The organism is Nocardiopsis sp. M1B1, from assembly GCF_052466615.1.
Genome location: NZ_CP196194.1, coordinates 4640560 through 4657399 on the forward strand (window position 1 = coordinate 4640560; position 16840 = coordinate 4657399).

Annotated in this window: 14 protein-coding genes; 1 reads left to right on the forward strand and 13 read right to left on the reverse strand. The window is 73.3% G+C overall.

What is annotated here, in order from left to right:
• Nucleotides 1-70: 70 nt before the first annotated feature.
• The 13 genes from ACSTA4_RS20145 to ACSTA4_RS20205 all read right to left on the reverse strand — a co-directional run bounded on the left by ACSTA4_RS20145 (nucleotide 71) and on the right by ACSTA4_RS20205 (nucleotide 16276).
• Nucleotides 71-784 (reverse strand): RDD family protein, encoded by a 714-nt coding sequence (locus ACSTA4_RS20145; RefSeq protein WP_444960612.1) that lies wholly within the window; start codon nucleotides 782-784, stop codon nucleotides 71-73.
• A gap of 179 nt (nucleotides 785-963) precedes the next feature.
• Nucleotides 964-3798, reverse strand: coding sequence for an excinuclease ABC subunit UvrA (gene uvrA / locus ACSTA4_RS20150; protein WP_274974019.1), 2835 nt, complete (start codon nucleotides 3796-3798; stop codon nucleotides 964-966).
• A 329-nt stretch (nucleotides 3799-4127) separates the two neighbouring features.
• Nucleotides 4128-5159, reverse strand: a complete 1032-nt coding sequence (locus ACSTA4_RS20155) for a TerC family protein (RefSeq protein ID WP_444960613.1) — start codon at nucleotides 5157-5159, stop codon at nucleotides 4128-4130.
• Nucleotides 5160-5499: 340 nt separating this feature from the next.
• Nucleotides 5500-6582 carry a glycosyltransferase family 4 protein gene (locus ACSTA4_RS20160; RefSeq protein ID WP_416029759.1) on the reverse strand — a complete coding sequence of 361 codons (1083 nt, stop codon included), beginning with the start codon at nucleotides 6580-6582 and terminating at the stop codon, nucleotides 5500-5502.
• Nucleotides 6579-8201: a murein biosynthesis integral membrane protein MurJ gene (gene murJ / locus ACSTA4_RS20165; RefSeq protein ID WP_444960614.1), complete on the reverse strand. Its 1623-nt coding sequence runs from the start codon at nucleotides 8199-8201 to the stop codon at nucleotides 6579-6581. The genes ACSTA4_RS20160 and murJ overlap by 4 nt, the downstream gene beginning before the upstream one ends.
• Nucleotides 8202-8211: 10 nt before the next feature.
• Nucleotides 8212-9180, reverse strand: a complete 969-nt coding sequence (locus ACSTA4_RS20170) for a hypothetical protein (protein ID WP_444960615.1) — start codon at nucleotides 9178-9180, stop codon at nucleotides 8212-8214.
• 5 nt (nucleotides 9181-9185) lie between these two features.
• Nucleotides 9186-10307, reverse strand: a complete 1122-nt coding sequence (locus ACSTA4_RS20175; protein ID WP_444960616.1) for a copper transporter — start codon at nucleotides 10305-10307, stop codon at nucleotides 9186-9188.
• Nucleotides 10304-11476: a putative cytokinetic ring protein SteA gene (steA, locus tag ACSTA4_RS20180; protein WP_444964221.1), complete on the reverse strand. Its 1173-nt coding sequence runs from the start codon at nucleotides 11474-11476 to the stop codon at nucleotides 10304-10306. Before steA ends, ACSTA4_RS20175 begins: the two co-directional genes overlap by 4 nt.
• Nucleotides 11477-11687: 211 nt before the next feature.
• Nucleotides 11688-13397, reverse strand: a complete 1710-nt coding sequence (gene recN, locus ACSTA4_RS20185; protein WP_444960617.1) for a DNA repair protein RecN — start codon at nucleotides 13395-13397, stop codon at nucleotides 11688-11690.
• A 68-nt stretch (nucleotides 13398-13465) separates the two neighbouring features.
• On the reverse strand, nucleotides 13466-14392 hold the full coding sequence (locus ACSTA4_RS20190) for an NAD kinase (RefSeq protein ID WP_444960618.1): 927 nt from the start codon (nucleotides 14390-14392) through the stop codon (nucleotides 13466-13468).
• A 112-nt stretch (nucleotides 14393-14504) separates the two neighbouring features.
• Nucleotides 14505-15305 (reverse strand): TlyA family RNA methyltransferase, encoded by an 801-nt coding sequence (locus ACSTA4_RS20195; RefSeq protein WP_444960619.1) that lies wholly within the window; start codon nucleotides 15303-15305, stop codon nucleotides 14505-14507.
• 2 nt (nucleotides 15306-15307) lie between these two features.
• Nucleotides 15308-15505 (reverse strand): hypothetical protein, encoded by a 198-nt coding sequence (locus ACSTA4_RS20200; RefSeq protein WP_248771270.1) that lies wholly within the window; start codon nucleotides 15503-15505, stop codon nucleotides 15308-15310.
• Nucleotides 15506-15535: 30 nt separating this feature from the next.
• Nucleotides 15536-16276 (reverse strand): membrane fusogenic activity family protein, encoded by a 741-nt coding sequence (locus tag ACSTA4_RS20205; protein ID WP_444960620.1) that lies wholly within the window; start codon nucleotides 16274-16276, stop codon nucleotides 15536-15538.
• A 194-nt stretch (nucleotides 16277-16470) separates the two neighbouring features.
• Between ACSTA4_RS20205 and ACSTA4_RS20210 the strand changes: the two genes are divergently transcribed.
• Nucleotides 16471-16821, forward strand: coding sequence for an SCP2 sterol-binding domain-containing protein (locus ACSTA4_RS20210; RefSeq protein ID WP_444960621.1), 351 nt, complete (start codon nucleotides 16471-16473; stop codon nucleotides 16819-16821).
• Nucleotides 16822-16840: the final 19 nt, after the last annotated feature.

Here is a 16840-nt window from a genome sequence, read left to right on the forward strand (position 1 = left end):
GCCGAAATATCACTACACAATGTAGTAGGTACGGCGGGGTGCCCGGGTTCCGGGGTGTACGCGAGAGCCCTCAGGCCCGCGGCGGATACGGGGGCGCCGCCGGGGTCCGCGGGTCCGCCGCGGCCACGTCGAGCACCACGGTGCCAGCGATCCGGTCGTGCAGCCCCTGCCGATTGGGCCGGTTCCAGGCGGCCATCCCGCCGGTGAGCAGCGCCGTCACGGCCACCACGAACCACCAGAACCAGACGGCGCTGAAGAACAGGAAGAACAGCAGGAAGGGCAGGGCCAGCAGCGCGGCGCGCACCGTCAGGGCGGCCAGCGGCGGCGTGCCCAGACCGCCGTTCCCGGCCTGGGGGGCGACCCTGAGCCCGACGCGGCGCTTGCCCAGCGTCTGCTGCCACCGGGAGAGGGCGAGTGTCTCGTAGCCCGCGTAGAGCAGGAAGAAGGTCACCGACAGGAAGAGCGGGTACCGGTCGCCGATACCGGTGGTGTCGCCGGAGCCGACCGCCTGGACGCCCACCCAGGCCAGGGAGAGCACGAGCGCCAACAGCAGCGCGGGCAGGGCGACCAGGAGCAGGTCGATGCCGCGCGCGTACACCCGCGTCCGCCAAGCGGCCAGCGGGTAGAGCCGCTCCACGGGTTCGGGGCCCGGGGCGGCGTCCGGTGCGCCGGAGCGGTCGCCGTCGTGGAAGCCGGGGGTCTCCCCGTTCCCGGGGTCGGATGGGGGCTGCTGGACGCCCTGAGGCGTCGGCCCGCCGCGGTCCGGTCGGGGAGGGACGTTCATGGGCGGGCCAACCTCCAGGGCGGTTCGTCGGAGTCGCGCGGGGGCCGGGCGCGGACACGTTCGACTCTACTGAGGTGGGACATGTGTCGCGAACCGCCGACCCGCTGTGGCAACGGGCGGCGCCGCGCCCCGCCCCGCGAGGACCGGGACGGGGCGCGGCGGAGGCGCGGAGCGCGGGCTCAGAGCATCTTGGCCAGGAAGCGCCCGGTGTAGGACTCGGCCACCGCGGCGACCTCCTCCGGGGTCCCCTGCGCGACCACGGTGCCGCCGCCGGAACCGCCCTCGGGGCCCATGTCGATGACGTGGTCGGCCGTCTTGATCACGTCGAGGTTGTGCTCGATGACGATCACCGTGTTGCCGGTGTCGGCCAGCCGGTTGAGCACGCCCAGCAGCTTGCGGATGTCCTCGAAGTGCAGGCCGGTCGTGGGCTCGTCGAGCACGTACACCGTCCGCCCGGTGGAGCGGCGCTGGAGCTCGGCGGCGAGCTTGACCCGCTGCGCCTCGCCGCCCGACAGCGTCGTGGCGGGCTGGCCCAGCCGCACGTAGCCCAGGCCGACGTCGGCCAGGGTCTGCAGGTGGCGGCGGATGGCGTTGATCGGCTCGAAGAACTCCAGGGCCTCCGAGATCGGCATGTTGAGGACCTCGGAGATGTTCTTGCCCTTGTAGCGGACCTGGAGGGTCTCCCGGTTGTACCGGGCGCCGTGGCACACCTCGCAGGGCACGTAGACGTCGGGCAGGAACTGCATCTCGATCTTGAGCGTGCCGTCGCCGGAGCAGGCCTCGCAGCGGCCGCCCTTGACGTTGAAGGAGAACCGGCCCGGCTGGTAGCCGCGCGTCTTGGCGTCGGTGGTCTGCGCGAACAGCTTGCGGATGTGGTCGAAGACCCCCGAGTAGGTGGCCGGGTTGGAGCGCGGGGTCCGCCCGATGGGGCTCTGGTCCACGTGCACGACCTTGTCGACCTTGTTCGTGCCGTTGACCCGCAGGTGGCGGCCGGGCACGTCGCGCGCCCCGTTGAGCTCCTTGGCCAGGGCCTTGTAGAGGATCTCGTTGACCAGGGTGGACTTGCCCGAGCCGGACACGCCGGTGACGGCGGTGAACACGCCCAGCGGGAAGGCGACGTCGATGCCGTGGAGGTTGTTCTCGCGCGCTCCCCGGACCACCAGCTCGTGCCCCCGGGTGAGGGGGCGGCGCTCCACGGGCACCTCGATGCCGCGCTTGCCGGACAGGTACTCGCCGGTGAGCGAGTCCTGCGAGGTGAGCAGTTCGTCCACGATCCCCGAGACCACGACGTGGCCGCCGTGCTCGCCCGCGCCGGGGCCGATGTCCACGACCCAGTCGGCGGCGCGGATGGTGTCCTCGTCGTGTTCGACGACGATGAGCGTGTTGCCGATGTCGCGCAGGCGCTGGAGGGTCTCCAGCAGGCGCGCGTTGTCGCGCTGGTGCAGGCCGATGGAGGGCTCGTCCAGCACGTACAGCACGCCCACCAGGCCGGAGCCGATCTGGGTGGCCAGGCGGATGCGCTGGGCCTCCCCGCCCGAGAGCGAGCCCGAGGAGCGCGCCAGGCTCAGGTAGTCCAGGCCGACGTCGAGCAGGAAGCCGAGCCGGGCGTTGATCTCCTTGAGCACCTGGGCGGCGATGACCGCGTCGCGCTCGGAGAGTGTGAGCCCGGCCAGGAAGGCCGCGCTGTCGCTGAGCGGCATCTGGGCGACCTCGGCGATGGACCTGCCGCCCACGGTCACCGCGAGCACGACCGGCTTGAGGCGGGTGCCCTCGCAGGTCGGGCAGGGCACGGTGCGCATGTACCCCTCCAGCCGTTCGCGGCCGTAGTCGCTCTCGGTCTCGGAGTGGCGGCGCTTGACCCAGGGGATGACGCCCTCGAACTCGGTGTAGTAGGAGCGGTTGCGCCCGTACCTGTTGCGGTAGCTGACGTGGACCTGGGTGTCGTGCCCCTCCAGCAGGGCCTTGCGCGCGCGGCGCGGCAGCCGCTCCCAGGGGGTGTCCAGGTCGAAGCCGATCGCCTCGCCCACCGCCTTGAGGATGCGCTCCCAGTAGCCGCTGTTGGGCCCGCCCGACCAGGGGCCGATGGCGCCCTCGGCCAGCGTCTTCTCGGGGTCGGGGACCAGGAGTTCGGGGTCGACCTCCATGCGGGTGCCCAGGCCCGAGCACTCGGCGCAGGCGCCGTAGGGGGCGTTGAAGGAGAAGGAGCGCGGTTCGAGCTGTTCGAAGGACAGGTCGTCGTAGGGGCAGTACAGGTGCTCGGAGAAGACCTTCTCGCGGTCGGGGTCCCCGGCCTCCACGTCCACGAAGTCCAGGACGATGGTGCCCCCGGCCAGCTTGAGCGCCGTCTCCACCGAGTCGGTCAGGCGCCCGCGGGAGGAGGGCTTGACGCTGAGGCGGTCCACGACCACGGCGATGTCGTGCTTGTCGTAGCGGCCCAGCTTGGGCGCCTCGTCCAGGCGCACGGCCTGCCCGTCCACCACCGCGCGGGTGTAGCCCTTGGACTGCAGGTCCTTGAACAGCTCGACGTACTCGCCCTTGCGTCCGCGCACGACGGGGGCGAGCACCTGGAAGCGGGTGCCCTCCTCCATCTCCAGGACGCGGTCCACGATCTGCTGCGGGGTCTGGCGGGCGATCTCGCGGTGGCACTCGGGACAGTGCGGGACGCCGATGCGCGCCCACAGCAGCCGCAGGTAGTCGTAGACCTCGGTGATGGTGCCGACGGTGGAGCGGGGGTTGCGGCTGGTGGACTTCTGGTCGATGGACACCGCCGGGGACAGGCCCTCGATGAAGTCCACGTCCGGCTTGTCCATCTGCCCCAGGAACTGGCGGGCGTAGGCCGACAGCGACTCCACGTAGCGCCGCTGGCCCTCGGCGAAGATCGTGTCGAAGGCCAGCGACGACTTGCCCGAACCGGACAGGCCGGTGAACACGATCATGGAGTCGCGCGGCAGGTCCAGCGAGACGTCCTTGAGGTTGTGCTCCCGGGCTCCCCGGACTACCAGTTGTTCGACCATCGAGTGAGACATCCTTCGGCTCTGGCGCACAGGACGCGGACCCCGTCGCGTGACGTCGGCTGACCCGTGTGGAACTTCGCGTGCGGCGGTCGGGGCCTCCCGGAGACCGCCCGGGCCCCGGAGACGGGCCGCTGAGGAGAGGGGGGAGGACGCTCGCCTCTCCCGCCCGTCCAGCCTAACGACCGCCGACGACGGTTTCTTCCACCTCGCAAAACAAGGCGGCACCCCGGCGCCGGAGCGCTCAGGGTGCCACCACTATAGACGAACGACTGTTCGAATCCGGCCGTTTCCCGGAATGTCCTCGGCTGGCCCGCGGGCCCGCCGTCCGCTCAGGAGCGGTCCGCCGGGGAGTCGACCGAGGGGTCGCGCTCGGTCTTGAGCTCGGGGTTCTTGCGCTCGTCGGCGCGGGACTTGATCAGGCTGCCGACGATGGTGATGGTCATGATGCCCAGGATGACGGTCAGGGACAGGCCGATGCCGACCTCGGGCACGTGCACGCCGTTCTCGTGCAGGGCGTGCAGGATCATCTTGACGCCGATGAAGACCATGATCGCCGACAGGCCCCAGCTGATGTAGGCCAGGCGGTCCATCAGACCGGCCAGCAGGAAGTACAGCTGGCGCAGACCCAGCAGGGCGAAGGCGTTGGCGGTGAAGACGATGTAGGCGTCCTGTGTCAGACCGAAGATCGCCGGGATGGAGTCGACGGCGAAGACCAGGTCGATCATGCCGATCGCGACGATGACCATCAGCATCGGCGTGATGTGGCGGCGGCCGTCGAGCTTCACGGTGAGCTTGGCGCCGTGGTAGTCGTCGGTCACCGGCCAGAAGCGCTTGAGGAGGCGGACCACCGGGGTCTGGGTGAAGTCCTTCTCCTCCTCGTCGCCCTTCATGTGGTCGCGGACGATCTTGTAACCGGTGTAGATCAGGAAGGCGCCGAAGAGGTAGAAGACCTCGCTCCAGGCGTTGATGACCTGGGCGCCCAGGACGATGAAGATACCGCGCATGACCAGCGCGATGACGATGCCGACGAGCAGGACCTCGTGCTGGTACTTCTTGGGCACCGCGAAGGAGCCCATCAGAAGGTAGAACACGAAGAGGTTGTCGATGCTCAGGCTCTTCTCGGTGACGAACCCGGCGAAGTACTCGGCGCCCGCGGCGCCTCCGCCGAAGTACCAGACACCGAAGCCGAAGATGATGGCGATGCCGATGTAGAAGGCCGCCCACCAGGCGGCCTGCTTCATGCCGAACTCCTGGGGGCCCTTCGTCTTGCTCCAGGGATGGTCGACGATGATGAGGTCGATCACCAGGATGGCGACCATGGCGCCGATGGTGGCAGCCCACAACCACAAGGGAACGTTCACGGACGGTCTCTCCTCCGGTCAGTGCGCGCGGGCGGTGTGCACGCACGTCGAACCACCGGAGGTCTCTCCCGCTCGCAGCGAAGCGCTGCGAACCGGCGGCACCGGGAGGACGACATTGTCCGCCGTGATGACGACACCGCCGCGACAGGGATACTCCCCTCACGTGTCAGGCCAGGATACCGGTACCGCACAGTGGGCGGCACACACCGGACCGTAGTCCAGGATGACATCTACACCCCCGCGAGGTGAAGTCCCGGCGAGGGTGGCATCGACCGTACCCCGGGGACAGGTCCACCCGACCCCGGGGCCACCCCGCCCCCGTATCCCCACGCGTCCCGCCTCACCTGCGCAGCACCGCCTTGTACACGCCCGCGGCGGCCTCCACCGCGTCCTCCTCGCTCGGCAGTGCCTTGGCCGCCTCGCGCGAGCGCGCCCGCAGGTCCTCGGCCAGCGCCGGGTCGTCCAGCACCCGGCCCACGGCCGCGGCGAAGGCCGCGGGATCCCCCGGCGGCACCATCAGCACCGTCCCCGAGTACAGGTCCGGGATGCCGCCGACCCGGGTGGAGACCACCGGCAGCCCCGCGCGCAGCGCCTCCATGATCACCAGCGAGGGCCCCTCCCACTGGCTGGTCAGGCAGAACACGTCCGCCGCCGCCAACAGGTCGGCCACGTCCGCGCGGTGCCCCAGCATGCGCACGTCCGCGCGCATCTCCGCGGCCGTGTCGTGTAGCTCCCCCCACAAGGGGCCGTCCCCGGCGATCGCCACCACCGGTTCGGGGCGGCGGTCGGCGATGGCCGGCGCCGCCGCCAGGAGCATGTCCAGCCCCTTCTGCTCGGCCAGGCGGGCGACGGTCAGCAGCAGCGGCCGCTCCGGCAGCACCGCCAGGTCGGCCCGGGTGGCCTCGCGCCCGTTCACCGGAGCGCCGGTCTCGGGAGCGGCCACCACCGCCAGCCGCGCGTCGCGCGCCCCGACCGAGCGCAGCCTGCGCACCAGGTCGCCCGACACCCCCAGCACCACGTCCGCGCGGTGCGCCACGATCCGCTCCAGCACCGGGTAGGCCGCCGACAGCGCCCCCCGCACCAGCGGCGGCGCGTTGTGCGCGGTCACCACCAGCGGAGAGGCGCCGGCCAGCGCGCACAGGGCCCCGGCCCGCAGCCCGTGCGCGTGCACCACGTCCGCGCCCCGGGTCAGGGCGCGCAGGCGCAGCACGGCGCCGGGATCACCCGCCGAGGGCGCCGCTCCGATGCCGACCGGGGAGAAGCGCATGCCCTCCGAGGTGAAGCCGAACTCGCGCTCGGCGGAGGCCGGGCCCAGCACCGCCACCCGGTGGCCGCGCGCGGCCAGGCCCGCGCCCAGCGAGCGCACGTGGCGGCCCACCCCTCCACTGCTGGTACCGATGACCAGCGCGATCCTGGCGTTCAACGCCTCTCCCTCCTGCGTTCGAGTACGGTCCCGACCCGGTCGGCGACGGCGCGCACCGCCGGACGGTCCACCACCGCCGCGACGGCCGCGTAGGCGGCCAGCGCCGCCGTCGCCGACACCGCGGCCGCCACCACCGTCTGCCACACGCCGTCCGCGGGCAGGGCCGCGGCCACCGCGCGCCCCGCGCTCCACCCGACCACACCGCCCAGCGCCGCGGCCAGTACCGAGCGCGCCAGTCCCGTCAGGCTCTCCCGTCTGTGCGTGCGCGCCACCGCCGCGCACAGCAGGGCCGCGGCCAGGCTCAGCCCGACCGTGCTGGCCGCGCCCAGCCCGGCGATGGACCAGCCCGGCGGCAACGTCCACACCAACACCACAGCACACAACATCACCACCAGCCACCCCACCACCTGAGCCGTGGCGGCCAGGCGCCCGTGGTGCGAGGCGTACAGGGCCCGGCTGAGCAGGGCCACCAGCCCGAAGCCCACCACCCCGGGAGCGTAGGCGAGCAGGGCTCGCTCCAGGGTCACGGGGTCGTGCTGGGCGAAGACCAGGGCCACCGGGGCCGCGGCGGCGGCCAGGGCGGCGCCCACCCCGGCGGTGACCACCACGCAGGCGCGGGCGCCGCCCGCCACCAGGGAGGCGTACCCCCTCCGGTCGTGTTCGGCGTGCGCGACCGCCAGGGCGGTGAACGCGCTGGTGGCGATGGGCACCGCGATCACCCCGTAGGGCAGGGTGAACAGGGCCCAGGCGTAGGTGTGGAGCACGGCCGCCCCCGCGCCGCCGCCCCGGTTGGCCAGGGCCACGAACAGCAGCAGGCACAGCTGCATGGCCGCCAGCGGCAGCAGGGAGGCCAGCGCCAGGGAGCGCACGCGCCCGCCCACCCCGGGCGGGAAGGTCAGACGCGGCCGGGGCCGCACCCGCAGCCGCCGGGCGGGCCCCACGACCGTGAGGAAGAGCGCCGCCGCCCCGGCGGTGGTGCCCAGGGACAGGGCCAGCTCGGCCGCCAACGGCAGGCCCGCCACGTCCTGGCGGTGGTCGGCTCCCAGCGGCACGAAGGCCACGTATGCGGCGATGACCACCAGGCTGGACACCAGCGGGGCCAGGGCCGGGGCCAGGAAGCGGCGGTGGGACTGCAGGACGCCGTAGAGCACCGAGGCCAGGCCGTAGAGGACGATCTGCGGGGCGAAGACCGCGAGCATGCGGGCGGCCAGCCCGAGCAGCGCACCCCGGTCGCAGCCCTCGCCCGCGCCCAGCATGAGCGACATCGCCGGGACCGAGACCAGGGCGAGCAGCGCCGACAGCGGCACGGCCAGCAACAGGACCCAGGTGATGAGCGCCGAGGCGGTGTGGCGCACCTGCTCGCGGTCGCCGCGCTCGGCGGCGGCGGCCAGCACCGGGACGACCACCGCGGTGAGCGCCCCGCCGATGACGATCTCGAACAGGACGGCGGGCAGCTGGTTGGCGGTGACGTAGGCGGTGCCCAGACAGGTGTCGCCGACGGTCTGGGAGAAGACCACGGTGCGCCCGAACCCCGCCAGTCTGGCCCCCACCGTGACCACCGCGATGAGCGCCGCCGCCGTGCCTACTCCGCGCGTCACCCCCTGGATGGTACGGGACACCGTGGCCGTCTCACTCGCGCCTGCCCCAGCGGTCGAGGAGGCGCAGGGCCGGAACGCGGTCGATGACGCGGGAGAAGCTGACGCGCTCGCTGGCCAGGGTCAGGGCGGCGACCCCCGCGAGCAGCGCCGCGCGCACGGGGCGGGGCGCCCGGGCCGCGGCGGCAGCGCCCAGGGCGGCGCCCAGGGCGTTGGCCCCGGCGTCGCCGAGCATGGAGCGCTCGGCCAGCTCGTCGGGCAGCAGCGCGGCCGAGGCACCCAAGACGGGGCCCAGCAGCGGCGCGGCCGGGGAGGCCAGGGCGGGGGCGGCGGCGAACAGCGCGACCTTGGCCGCGCGTCCGGGGCGCAGGTCGAACAGGTTGAGCAGGTTGGCGCTGGCGGCGATGAGCGCCCCGTCCAGCACGGTGTCCAGCGGCGAGCGGTGCAGCAGGCGTGCGGCGGCGACCCCGGTGATCCCGATGCCCGCCATCTTGACCATGCCGGTGGTGACCCGGCCGCCCGCCAGGGCGCCCAGGTGCCCGCGCAGGCCGCGGGCCCGGGACGAGCCCGCCAGGTCGTCGTAGACCCCGAAGGCGGCGGCGCCCGCCGCGGCCAGCGCGGAGGCGGCGCGCACGCGCGGGCCGGGGCCGGGCACGAGCAGGACGGCCGCGCACACGCCGCAGGCCAGCGCGGGCCCCTGGCGCAGGGTGACGCGGCGGCCGCGGAAGTTGGTGCGCAGCCAGACGTCCGGCTCTTCGGGTGCGGCGGACGCGTTCGACATGTCGGGCGCGGGCGGGGCGACGGGCGTGCGTGGCGTGGCGCCTGTGTCCGGTGCGCCGGGGACGACCACACGGACGGCTCCGGGCCGGGCGCGGCGGCCCCGGGTGAACAGGGAGTAGGCCGTGGAGGCCGCGGCGGCTCCGAGCAGGGCGCCGGTCAGCCCCTGGGCCAGGAACCGCGCGGCCGCGGACCCGGGGTCCGCGAGGGGGACGGGGGTGGTCAACGGTGTCACTCCCCGTCCCGGACGGTGCGGCGGGCCTCGTCGGTGCCGCCGCCCGCGTCGCCGGCGCCCTCGCTCCCGGTGGGCTCCGCGGAGGCCTCGGAGGAGTCCTCGGAGACCTCGCGCGGCTCGGGCAGCGGGTCGGGGAGGAAGCCCGCCGCCCCCTCGCCGATGCCGTACGCTCCCCCGGCCTCCTCCAGGTTCTCGGCCAGGGCCAGGACCGTGATGACCTCGCCCATCGGACGGCTGGCCACGTCCACGGTGGCGAAGGCCGCCTCCGCGGCGCGCGCCTGCGCGAGCATCCCCTCGCCCCGGGCGGAGGGCCCGTCACCGGCCACGACGGTGGCGCCGACCTCCTGGTGCAGGGCCGTGGTGATCGTGTTCAGCACCGCGTTGGCGGTCTGCGGGTCCTGACCCTCGGGCGAGGACCCGCCCGGGGGCGCGAGGACGACCACGGCGTCGGAGGACTCGGCGGGGTCCCCCTCGACCGTGATCAGCCCGCCCTCGGTGAAGGCCTCCAGGACTGCCGACGGATCGTAGCCGCCGTCACCGCCCTCCCCCTCTCGGGCGGACGGGTCGTCGGACGGGGACGCCTTCTCCTCACCGGGGTCCCCCTCCTCGGAGGGCTCCTCCTCCGCGGCGGCCAGGGCGCGGCCGATCTCGGCGCCCGCCTTCTCGTGGGGGCTGCCGGACAGGTCCTGGGGGTCCTGGGTGATCTGCAGGGCCAACTCGTCGACGAAGGTGGCGTTGCCGCCGTCCAGGAACGCGTCGCTGATCTGGACCCGGCCGACGACCTCCCCGCCAGCCTGCTCCACGCGCCCGGCCAGGGCGTCGGCCGTCTCGGTGTCGGCTCCGGGAGCGCTCACGACCACCACGCCCAGGTCGGTGAGCAGACCGGAGAGCGTGTCGTCGGACACGGCCTCGGCCATCCGGTCGGCCCCGGCGTTGACCTGGTCGGCGGCGTCGCGCTCGGCGCGCAGTTCCTCGCTCTGGCTGCGCAGGTCGGCGGTCTCGGACTGGAGCGTGTTGAGCAGCGGGTCCTGGAGCATGGTGGTCCCCAGGACGAGCCCCACGGTGAGCGCGAGGAACACCGCGACGATGGACACCAGGTGGTAGCGGAAATCGATCACGTCAACAGCCCTGTCAACCAGTAGGAGAACGCGTCCCAGCGCGCCGCGAGAAAGGTGAGGTAGACCTGGCCCGCCGGTGAGCTGTAGGCGGCGACCACGATGGTGAGCAGGCAGGCCGCGACCAGCCCGAGCAGGGCCCAGGGGGAGATGCGCGAGCGGTACAGGCGGCTGACGCCCTTGGCGTCGACGAGCTTGCCGCCCACCCGCAGCCGGGTCAGGAAGGTGCTGGCCATCCCCGCCCTGCCCTTGTCGAGGAACTCCTCCAGGGTGGCGTGGGTGCCCACGGCCACGATGAGCGCGGCGCCCGCGCCGTCGGCGAGCATCATCGCCACGTCCTCGCTGGTGCCCGTGGCGGGGAAGACCACCGCGCCGTGCCCCAGGTCGGTGAGCCTGGGCAGGCCCGGGGCCCTGCCGTCGCGGTAGGCGTGCACGACCAGCTCGGCCCCGCTGGCCAGCGCCCGGTCCGAGACCGAGTCGAAGTCGCCGACGATGATGTCGGGCTTGTACCCCGCCTCCATGACCGCGTCCGCCCCGCCGTCCACGGCGATGATGACCGGCCGGAACTCGCGGATGTAGGGCCGCAGCGCCGCGATGTCCTCCCGGTAGTGGTAGCCGCGGACCACGATGAGGACGTGGCGGCCCTCGATGTCGGTCTCGATGGTGGGGATGCCGATGCCGTCCAGGAGCAGGTCGCGCTCGTGCTGGAGGTAGGCCATGGTGTTGGCCGCGAAGGCCTCCAACTGTGTGGCCAGCCCCGCGCGGGCCTCCTCCATCGCCGCGCTGACGGTCCCCTGGTCCTGGAGGGTGCCGCGCGCGACGACCTCGTCGCCGCGGTACAGGGTGGCGCCCTCCAGGCGGAGCCGCTCGCCGTCGTGGACGCGGGTGAACACCTCGGGGTCGACGTCGTCGACCAGGGGGATCCCCGCGTCCACGATCATCTCCGGCCCCTGGTTGGGGTAGCGGCCGCTGATGCTCGTGGCGACGTTGAGGACCGCCGACACACCGCAGCCCACCAGGGCCTCGGCACTGACGCGGTCCAGGTCGACGTGGTCGATGACCGCGATGTCGCCCGGTCGCAGACGTTTGGTCAGGTTCTTGGTGCGCCGGTCCGAGCGGACGGGCGCGATCAGCCCTGTGGGAGCGTCCGCCCGGGTGCGGCGGAACCGCATGACTGTGGCGCTGAGCGCATCCGATACCTTCATCGCTGGCATACTGTCAGAACTCACCTACGGAGAGTCATCACAGCTGTGAGAACGGCGTGTTCCGGTCGAGACCGCCGACCTCACCCCGTTCCGGGACGAACACGGCGACCTGCCCGCCCACTACCCCGAAACGCCGGAAGGTCACACATCCGTTCCGAACGTGTACACAACGCCCAGGTCAGGCCGCCGGGTAGGCACGCTCCGGGTCGGCGTTGGTGAGCAGCTCCTCGGCGTGGGCACGGCCCAGCTCGGAGTCCTCCAGCCCCGCCAGCATCCGCGACAGCTCCCGGACCCGGCCCCCTCGGTCCAGCCGCACCACACCACTCTCGGTGACCAGGCCCTCGGTGGACTTCTCCACCACCAGGTGGGCGTCGGCGAACGCCGCGACCTGCGGCAGGTGCGTGACCACGATGACCTGGGCGCGCCGGGCCAGCCGGGCCAGCCGGCGGCCGATCTCCACCGCGGCCTTGCCGCCCACACCCGCGTCCACCTCGTCGAAGACGAACGTGGGCACCGGGTCGGCGCCGGCGAAGACCACCTCGATGGCCAGCATCACGCGCGAGAGCTCACCGCCCGAGGCGCCCTTGTGCAGGGCCAGGGGCGGGGAACTGGGGTGCGGGGCCAGCAGGACCTCGACCTCGTCGCGCCCGTGCTGGCCGAACTCCTCACCCGTGGTGATGCGCACGCTCACGCGCGCGTGCGGCATGGCCAGCGCGGTCAGCTCCTCGGTCACGGCCTCCCCGAACCGGTCGGCGGCCTCGGTGCGCACACGGGTCAGCTCGGCGGCGAACCGGTCCATGCGCTCGTGCAGATCGTCGGCCTCGGCGCGCAGCGCGTCGATGCGCTCGTCGTCGCCCTCCAGGTCGGCCAAGCGCTTGGCCGCGTTCTCGGCCCAGGCCAGCACCTCGTCCGTGGTCGGGCCGTACTTGCGCGAGAGCGAGGTGAGCAGCGCGCGGCGCTCCTGCACCAGGGCCAGGCGGGCGGGGTCGGCGTCCACCGACTCGGCGTAGGAGGCCAGCTCGGTGGCGGCGTCGGTGAGGATGTAGGAGGCCTCGTCCAACCGCTCGCCGATCGCGGCCAGCTCGGCGTCGTGCTCACGCACCGCCGTCACAGCCTGCCGGGCCGCCGAGAGCAGCGCGGCCACGTCCACCTCCACGTCGGAGGCCGGGTCCCCGGCCAGCGCCTCGTGGGCGGTGGTGGCCGCCACCCGCAGGCTGTCGGCGTGCGCCAGCCGCGTCTCCTCCGCGAGCAGTTCGGCGTCCTCACCGGGCTGGGGCTCGGCGGCGGCGATCTCCTCCGCGCCGAAGCGGAGCATGTCGGCCTCCTGGGCGCGCTCGCGCGCCTGCTCCACCAGCTCCTCCAGCTCCGCCGTCACCTCCCGGTGGCGCCGGTAGGCCACGGTGTACTGCTTGAGCGCCTTGGTCAGCGGCTCGCCCGCGAAGCGGTCCAGGGAGGAGCGCTGCCGGTCCGAGCGCAGCAGGCGCTGCTGGTCGGACTGGCCGTGCACGGCGACCAGGTCGTCGGCGAGGTAGGCGAGCAGGCTCACGGGGGCGGACCGGCCGCCCATGGTGGCGCGGGAGCGGCCCTCGGCCGACACCGCGCGGGTGAGGATGAGGACGTCGTCGTCGATGTCGCCCCCCGCCTCCAGCACCCGGGCGGCCACCCGGCCGCCCGAGGGGACGGTCAGGCGCCCCTCCACCACGGCCCGGTCCGCACCCGGACGTACACGCTGGGGGTCGGCCCGCCCGCCGAAGAGCAGCCCGAGCCCGGTGACGACCATGGTCTTTCCCGCGCCGGTCTCGCCGGTGACGACGGTCAGCCCCGGTGACAACTCCAAAACGGCGTCGTCAATGACCCCGAGTCCCTGGATACGGACTTCTTCGAGCACCGATCCCTCTCCTGTAGTTGACGCCACTGCCCACACACGCGCACCGAGCACCGGGCCGCGCGGCCCGGTCAGCGACCGTGCTCGCTACGGCCCCGCCATCCGGCGACCGACAGCCCGAACTTGGCCACCAGCCGGTCGGTGAACGGCGCCCGGTGCAGCCGGGCCAGCCGAACCGGCGTGTCGGCACGGGTGATCTCGATTCGTGCCCCCGCGGGCAATTCGACCATACGCCGTCCGTCGCACCAGAGCACGCCCGGCGCCGTGGCCGGAACCACCTCCAGGGCCACGGTCGCGTTGGGCCCCACCACCAGCGGCCGAGCGAACAGGGCGTGCGCGCTGAGCGGCACGACCATCAGGGCGTCCACGTCCGGCCACACCACCGGGCCGCCCGCGGAGAAGGCGTGCGCGGTGGAACCCGTGGGGGTGGCGCACACCACACCGTCGCAGGCCCAGCGCGAGAGCGGACGGCCGTCGATCTCCAGGACGGTCTCCAGGATGCGGCGCGCCTCGCCCTTCTCCAGGGTCGCGTCGTTGAGCGCCCAGTTGCGCACGGGCGGGCTCCCGTCGCCCCGGCCCCCGTTGAAGACCGCCACGTCCAGGGTCATGCGCTCCTCGACGTAGTAGTCGCGGTTGACGACACTGCGCACGGTCGCGCCCAGGTCCTCGCGCTCGGCCTCGGCCAGGAACCCCACGTGGCCCAGGTTCACCCCCAGCAGGGGCGCCCCGGCCGGGCGGGCGATCTCCGCGGCGCGCAGCAGGGTGCCGTCGCCGCCGAGCACCATGACCAGCTCGACGCCCTGGGCCGCCTCCCCCGGTTCCACGACCTCGACCGGGGAGAGCACGCAGTCCTCCGCGGCCAGTTCCTCGATCTCGTTCTTGAGCATGCGCACGGTCAGCCCGGCCCTGCTCAGGCTCTCGTGGACCAGTTGGGCGCTGCGTACCGCGGCGGGCCGACCGGTGTGGGCCAGCAGGAGAACACTGCGTCCGCTGGTCATCGCCGTCCCCTTACGTTCACTCCCCCGCGGGGAGTCTGAAGTGCTGGCCGGGGCGTTCGCCGACCCGGCCGGGTCACGTTACCGGACTCCTGAGACACGCTCACCACGGTCGCTAACGCGGCCCCTCCTCCACGGCCCGGGCCAATACGTCCGGGTCCAGGGGCGCGGCCCCCGCGCGCATCCACAGGAAGTACTCGACGTTGCCGGAGGGGCCCGGCAGGGGACTGGCGGTGACGCCGACGGTGCCCAGCCCCAGGGTGAGGGCGTGCGCGGCCACGTCGGAGACGGCCTCGGCGCGCAGCTCCGGCTCGCGGACCACTCCCCCGGCGCCGACCTTGTCCCTGCCCACCTCGAACTGGGGCTTGACCATGAGCACGAAGTCGGCGTCGGCGGCCACGCAGTCCCGCAGCGCCCCCAGCACCAGGCGCAGCGAGATGAACGACAGGTCGCCCACGACCAGGTCGGGGCGGGGCTCACCGATCTGCTCGGGGGTGAGCTCGCGGACGTTGACCCGCTCCATCACGCGCACGCGGTCGTTGCTGCGCAGCGACCAGGCCAGTTGGCCGTAGCCCACGTCCACGGCGGTGACGTGGGCCGCCCTGCGGCGCAGCAGCACGTCGGTGAACCCGCCGGTGGAGGCGCCCGCGTCCAGGGCCCGGCGGTCGGTGACGTCGAGCTCGAAGGCGTCGAGGGCCCCGATGAGCTTGTGGGCGCCGCGGGAGACGTAGGGGGGTTCGTCGGAGGGCGGACGGACCACGATGGGCTGGTCCTGGCCGACCTGGGTCGCGGCCTTGGAGGCCACGATCCCCGCGACCTTGACGAAGCCGCCCTCGATGATCTCGGCGGCGTGTCCACGGGATCGTGCGTGCCCGCGGCGGACCAGTTCCGCGTCGAGCCGGGTGCGTTTTGCCATGGTTACCGAGGATACCGGGGCTGTTCGGGGGCGCCGGCGCCCTGGTCGAGCGCGCCGAGCACCCCGGACAGCTCCTGGTGCAGGGTGTCGAAGACCGCGACGTGCTCGGCGGTGGGCAGGGACTCCAGCGACTCCAGCCGCTCCCTGGTACTGCGCAGGGTCTGCTCGGCCAGTGCCTGAGCCTGCTCGTTGGGGTCCATGCCTCTCCCGGTGTTCGCGCTGGTCCGACTCTACTTCTTCGTGGTGCCCCTGCTCTTGGTGGTGCGCTTGGCGGCGGTGCGCGCTCGGGCCGTCTTGGCCGCGGTACGGGGCTTCCTGGCCGCGGGCTTGTCGGCGTCCCGGGCGTCGGCCCCGTCTTCGGCCGCGGCACCGGCCCCGTCCGCGGAGGCGTCCGCGCCGTCGTCGTCGGCCTCTCGCGCGTCCCGGGCCCCGGCGGCCTTCGCGGCGCCTTCGGTCGCGACCGCGCCGGACTCGGCGCTCGCCCCGGCACCGCCCTCGTCGGACCCGGCCGCGGCACCGTCCCCGGCGGACACCCCGGCTCCGGAACCGTCGGCCTCCGCGGCGGCCGCGGGGCGCACCGGCGAGGACGCGCCCGCCTCGACGGGGGCCAGAACGCGCTCGACCGCGTGACGGGCGGCCAGGCGGCGTTCGAGTTCGGCGACCCGGCGCACCAGCCGCTCGTGGTCGGCGCGCGGCACCACGTCCATCCGCTCCAGCTGGCGCCCGACCTCGGAGCGGACCAGGTCGGCGATGGCCGCGCGGTTGGCCTGGCTGGTCTCGATGAGCTCCCCGGCCAGGTTCTGGATGCTCTGCCCCACCCGCGGCGGCAGGCTCTCCCCCTCCGCCGCGGTCGGCGCGGCGGGACCGTTCGCCCTGAGCAGGGCCTTGGCCGCGGCGACGGCCTGCTTGCGCGAGAGTTCGGTGAGGCCACTGGCGGCATCGAGGTAGGTGCGTACCGCGTCGACGACCATGATGACAAGTGCTCCTTGGTGGGACCGCGAAAGGGGAAGGGGCGCGGGCAGGGCGAGCCGCTGCGCGACGGGGGGCCGTGGCCAACGCTACCGGGACCGAACCGCCGTTGACACGCGAACTCCCAAGACCGCCCCATTCGTCCCGATGGCACCACAAGGACGCGAACGCCCGGCGCCTGGGGCATGATGTGGCCATGAGCAGCATCGACACGTGTCGCGCCGGCATCGAGAAGGTGAACCAGCGCATCCTCGCCCAACCCGACGAGAAGCGCCGCAAGTACATCCGCGAACGCTCCCTGAGCGTGGAGGTCCCCGACCTGGAGACCGTCTTCGACATGCGGCTCACCCTCGACGGCCTGGTCGACGTCACCCACCGACCCGCGGACCGGCCCGCGCCCCGGGCACAGGTGCGGATCACCGTGAGCAGCGAGGACCTCGTGGCCCTGGCCGAGGACCGCCTGGACGTGGCCAAGGCCGTGCTCGGCCGCCGGGTCAGGATCGACGCCAGCGTCGGCGACATGCTGCGCGTGCGAAAACTCCTCTGAACCGGCCGCACGGAGAGCG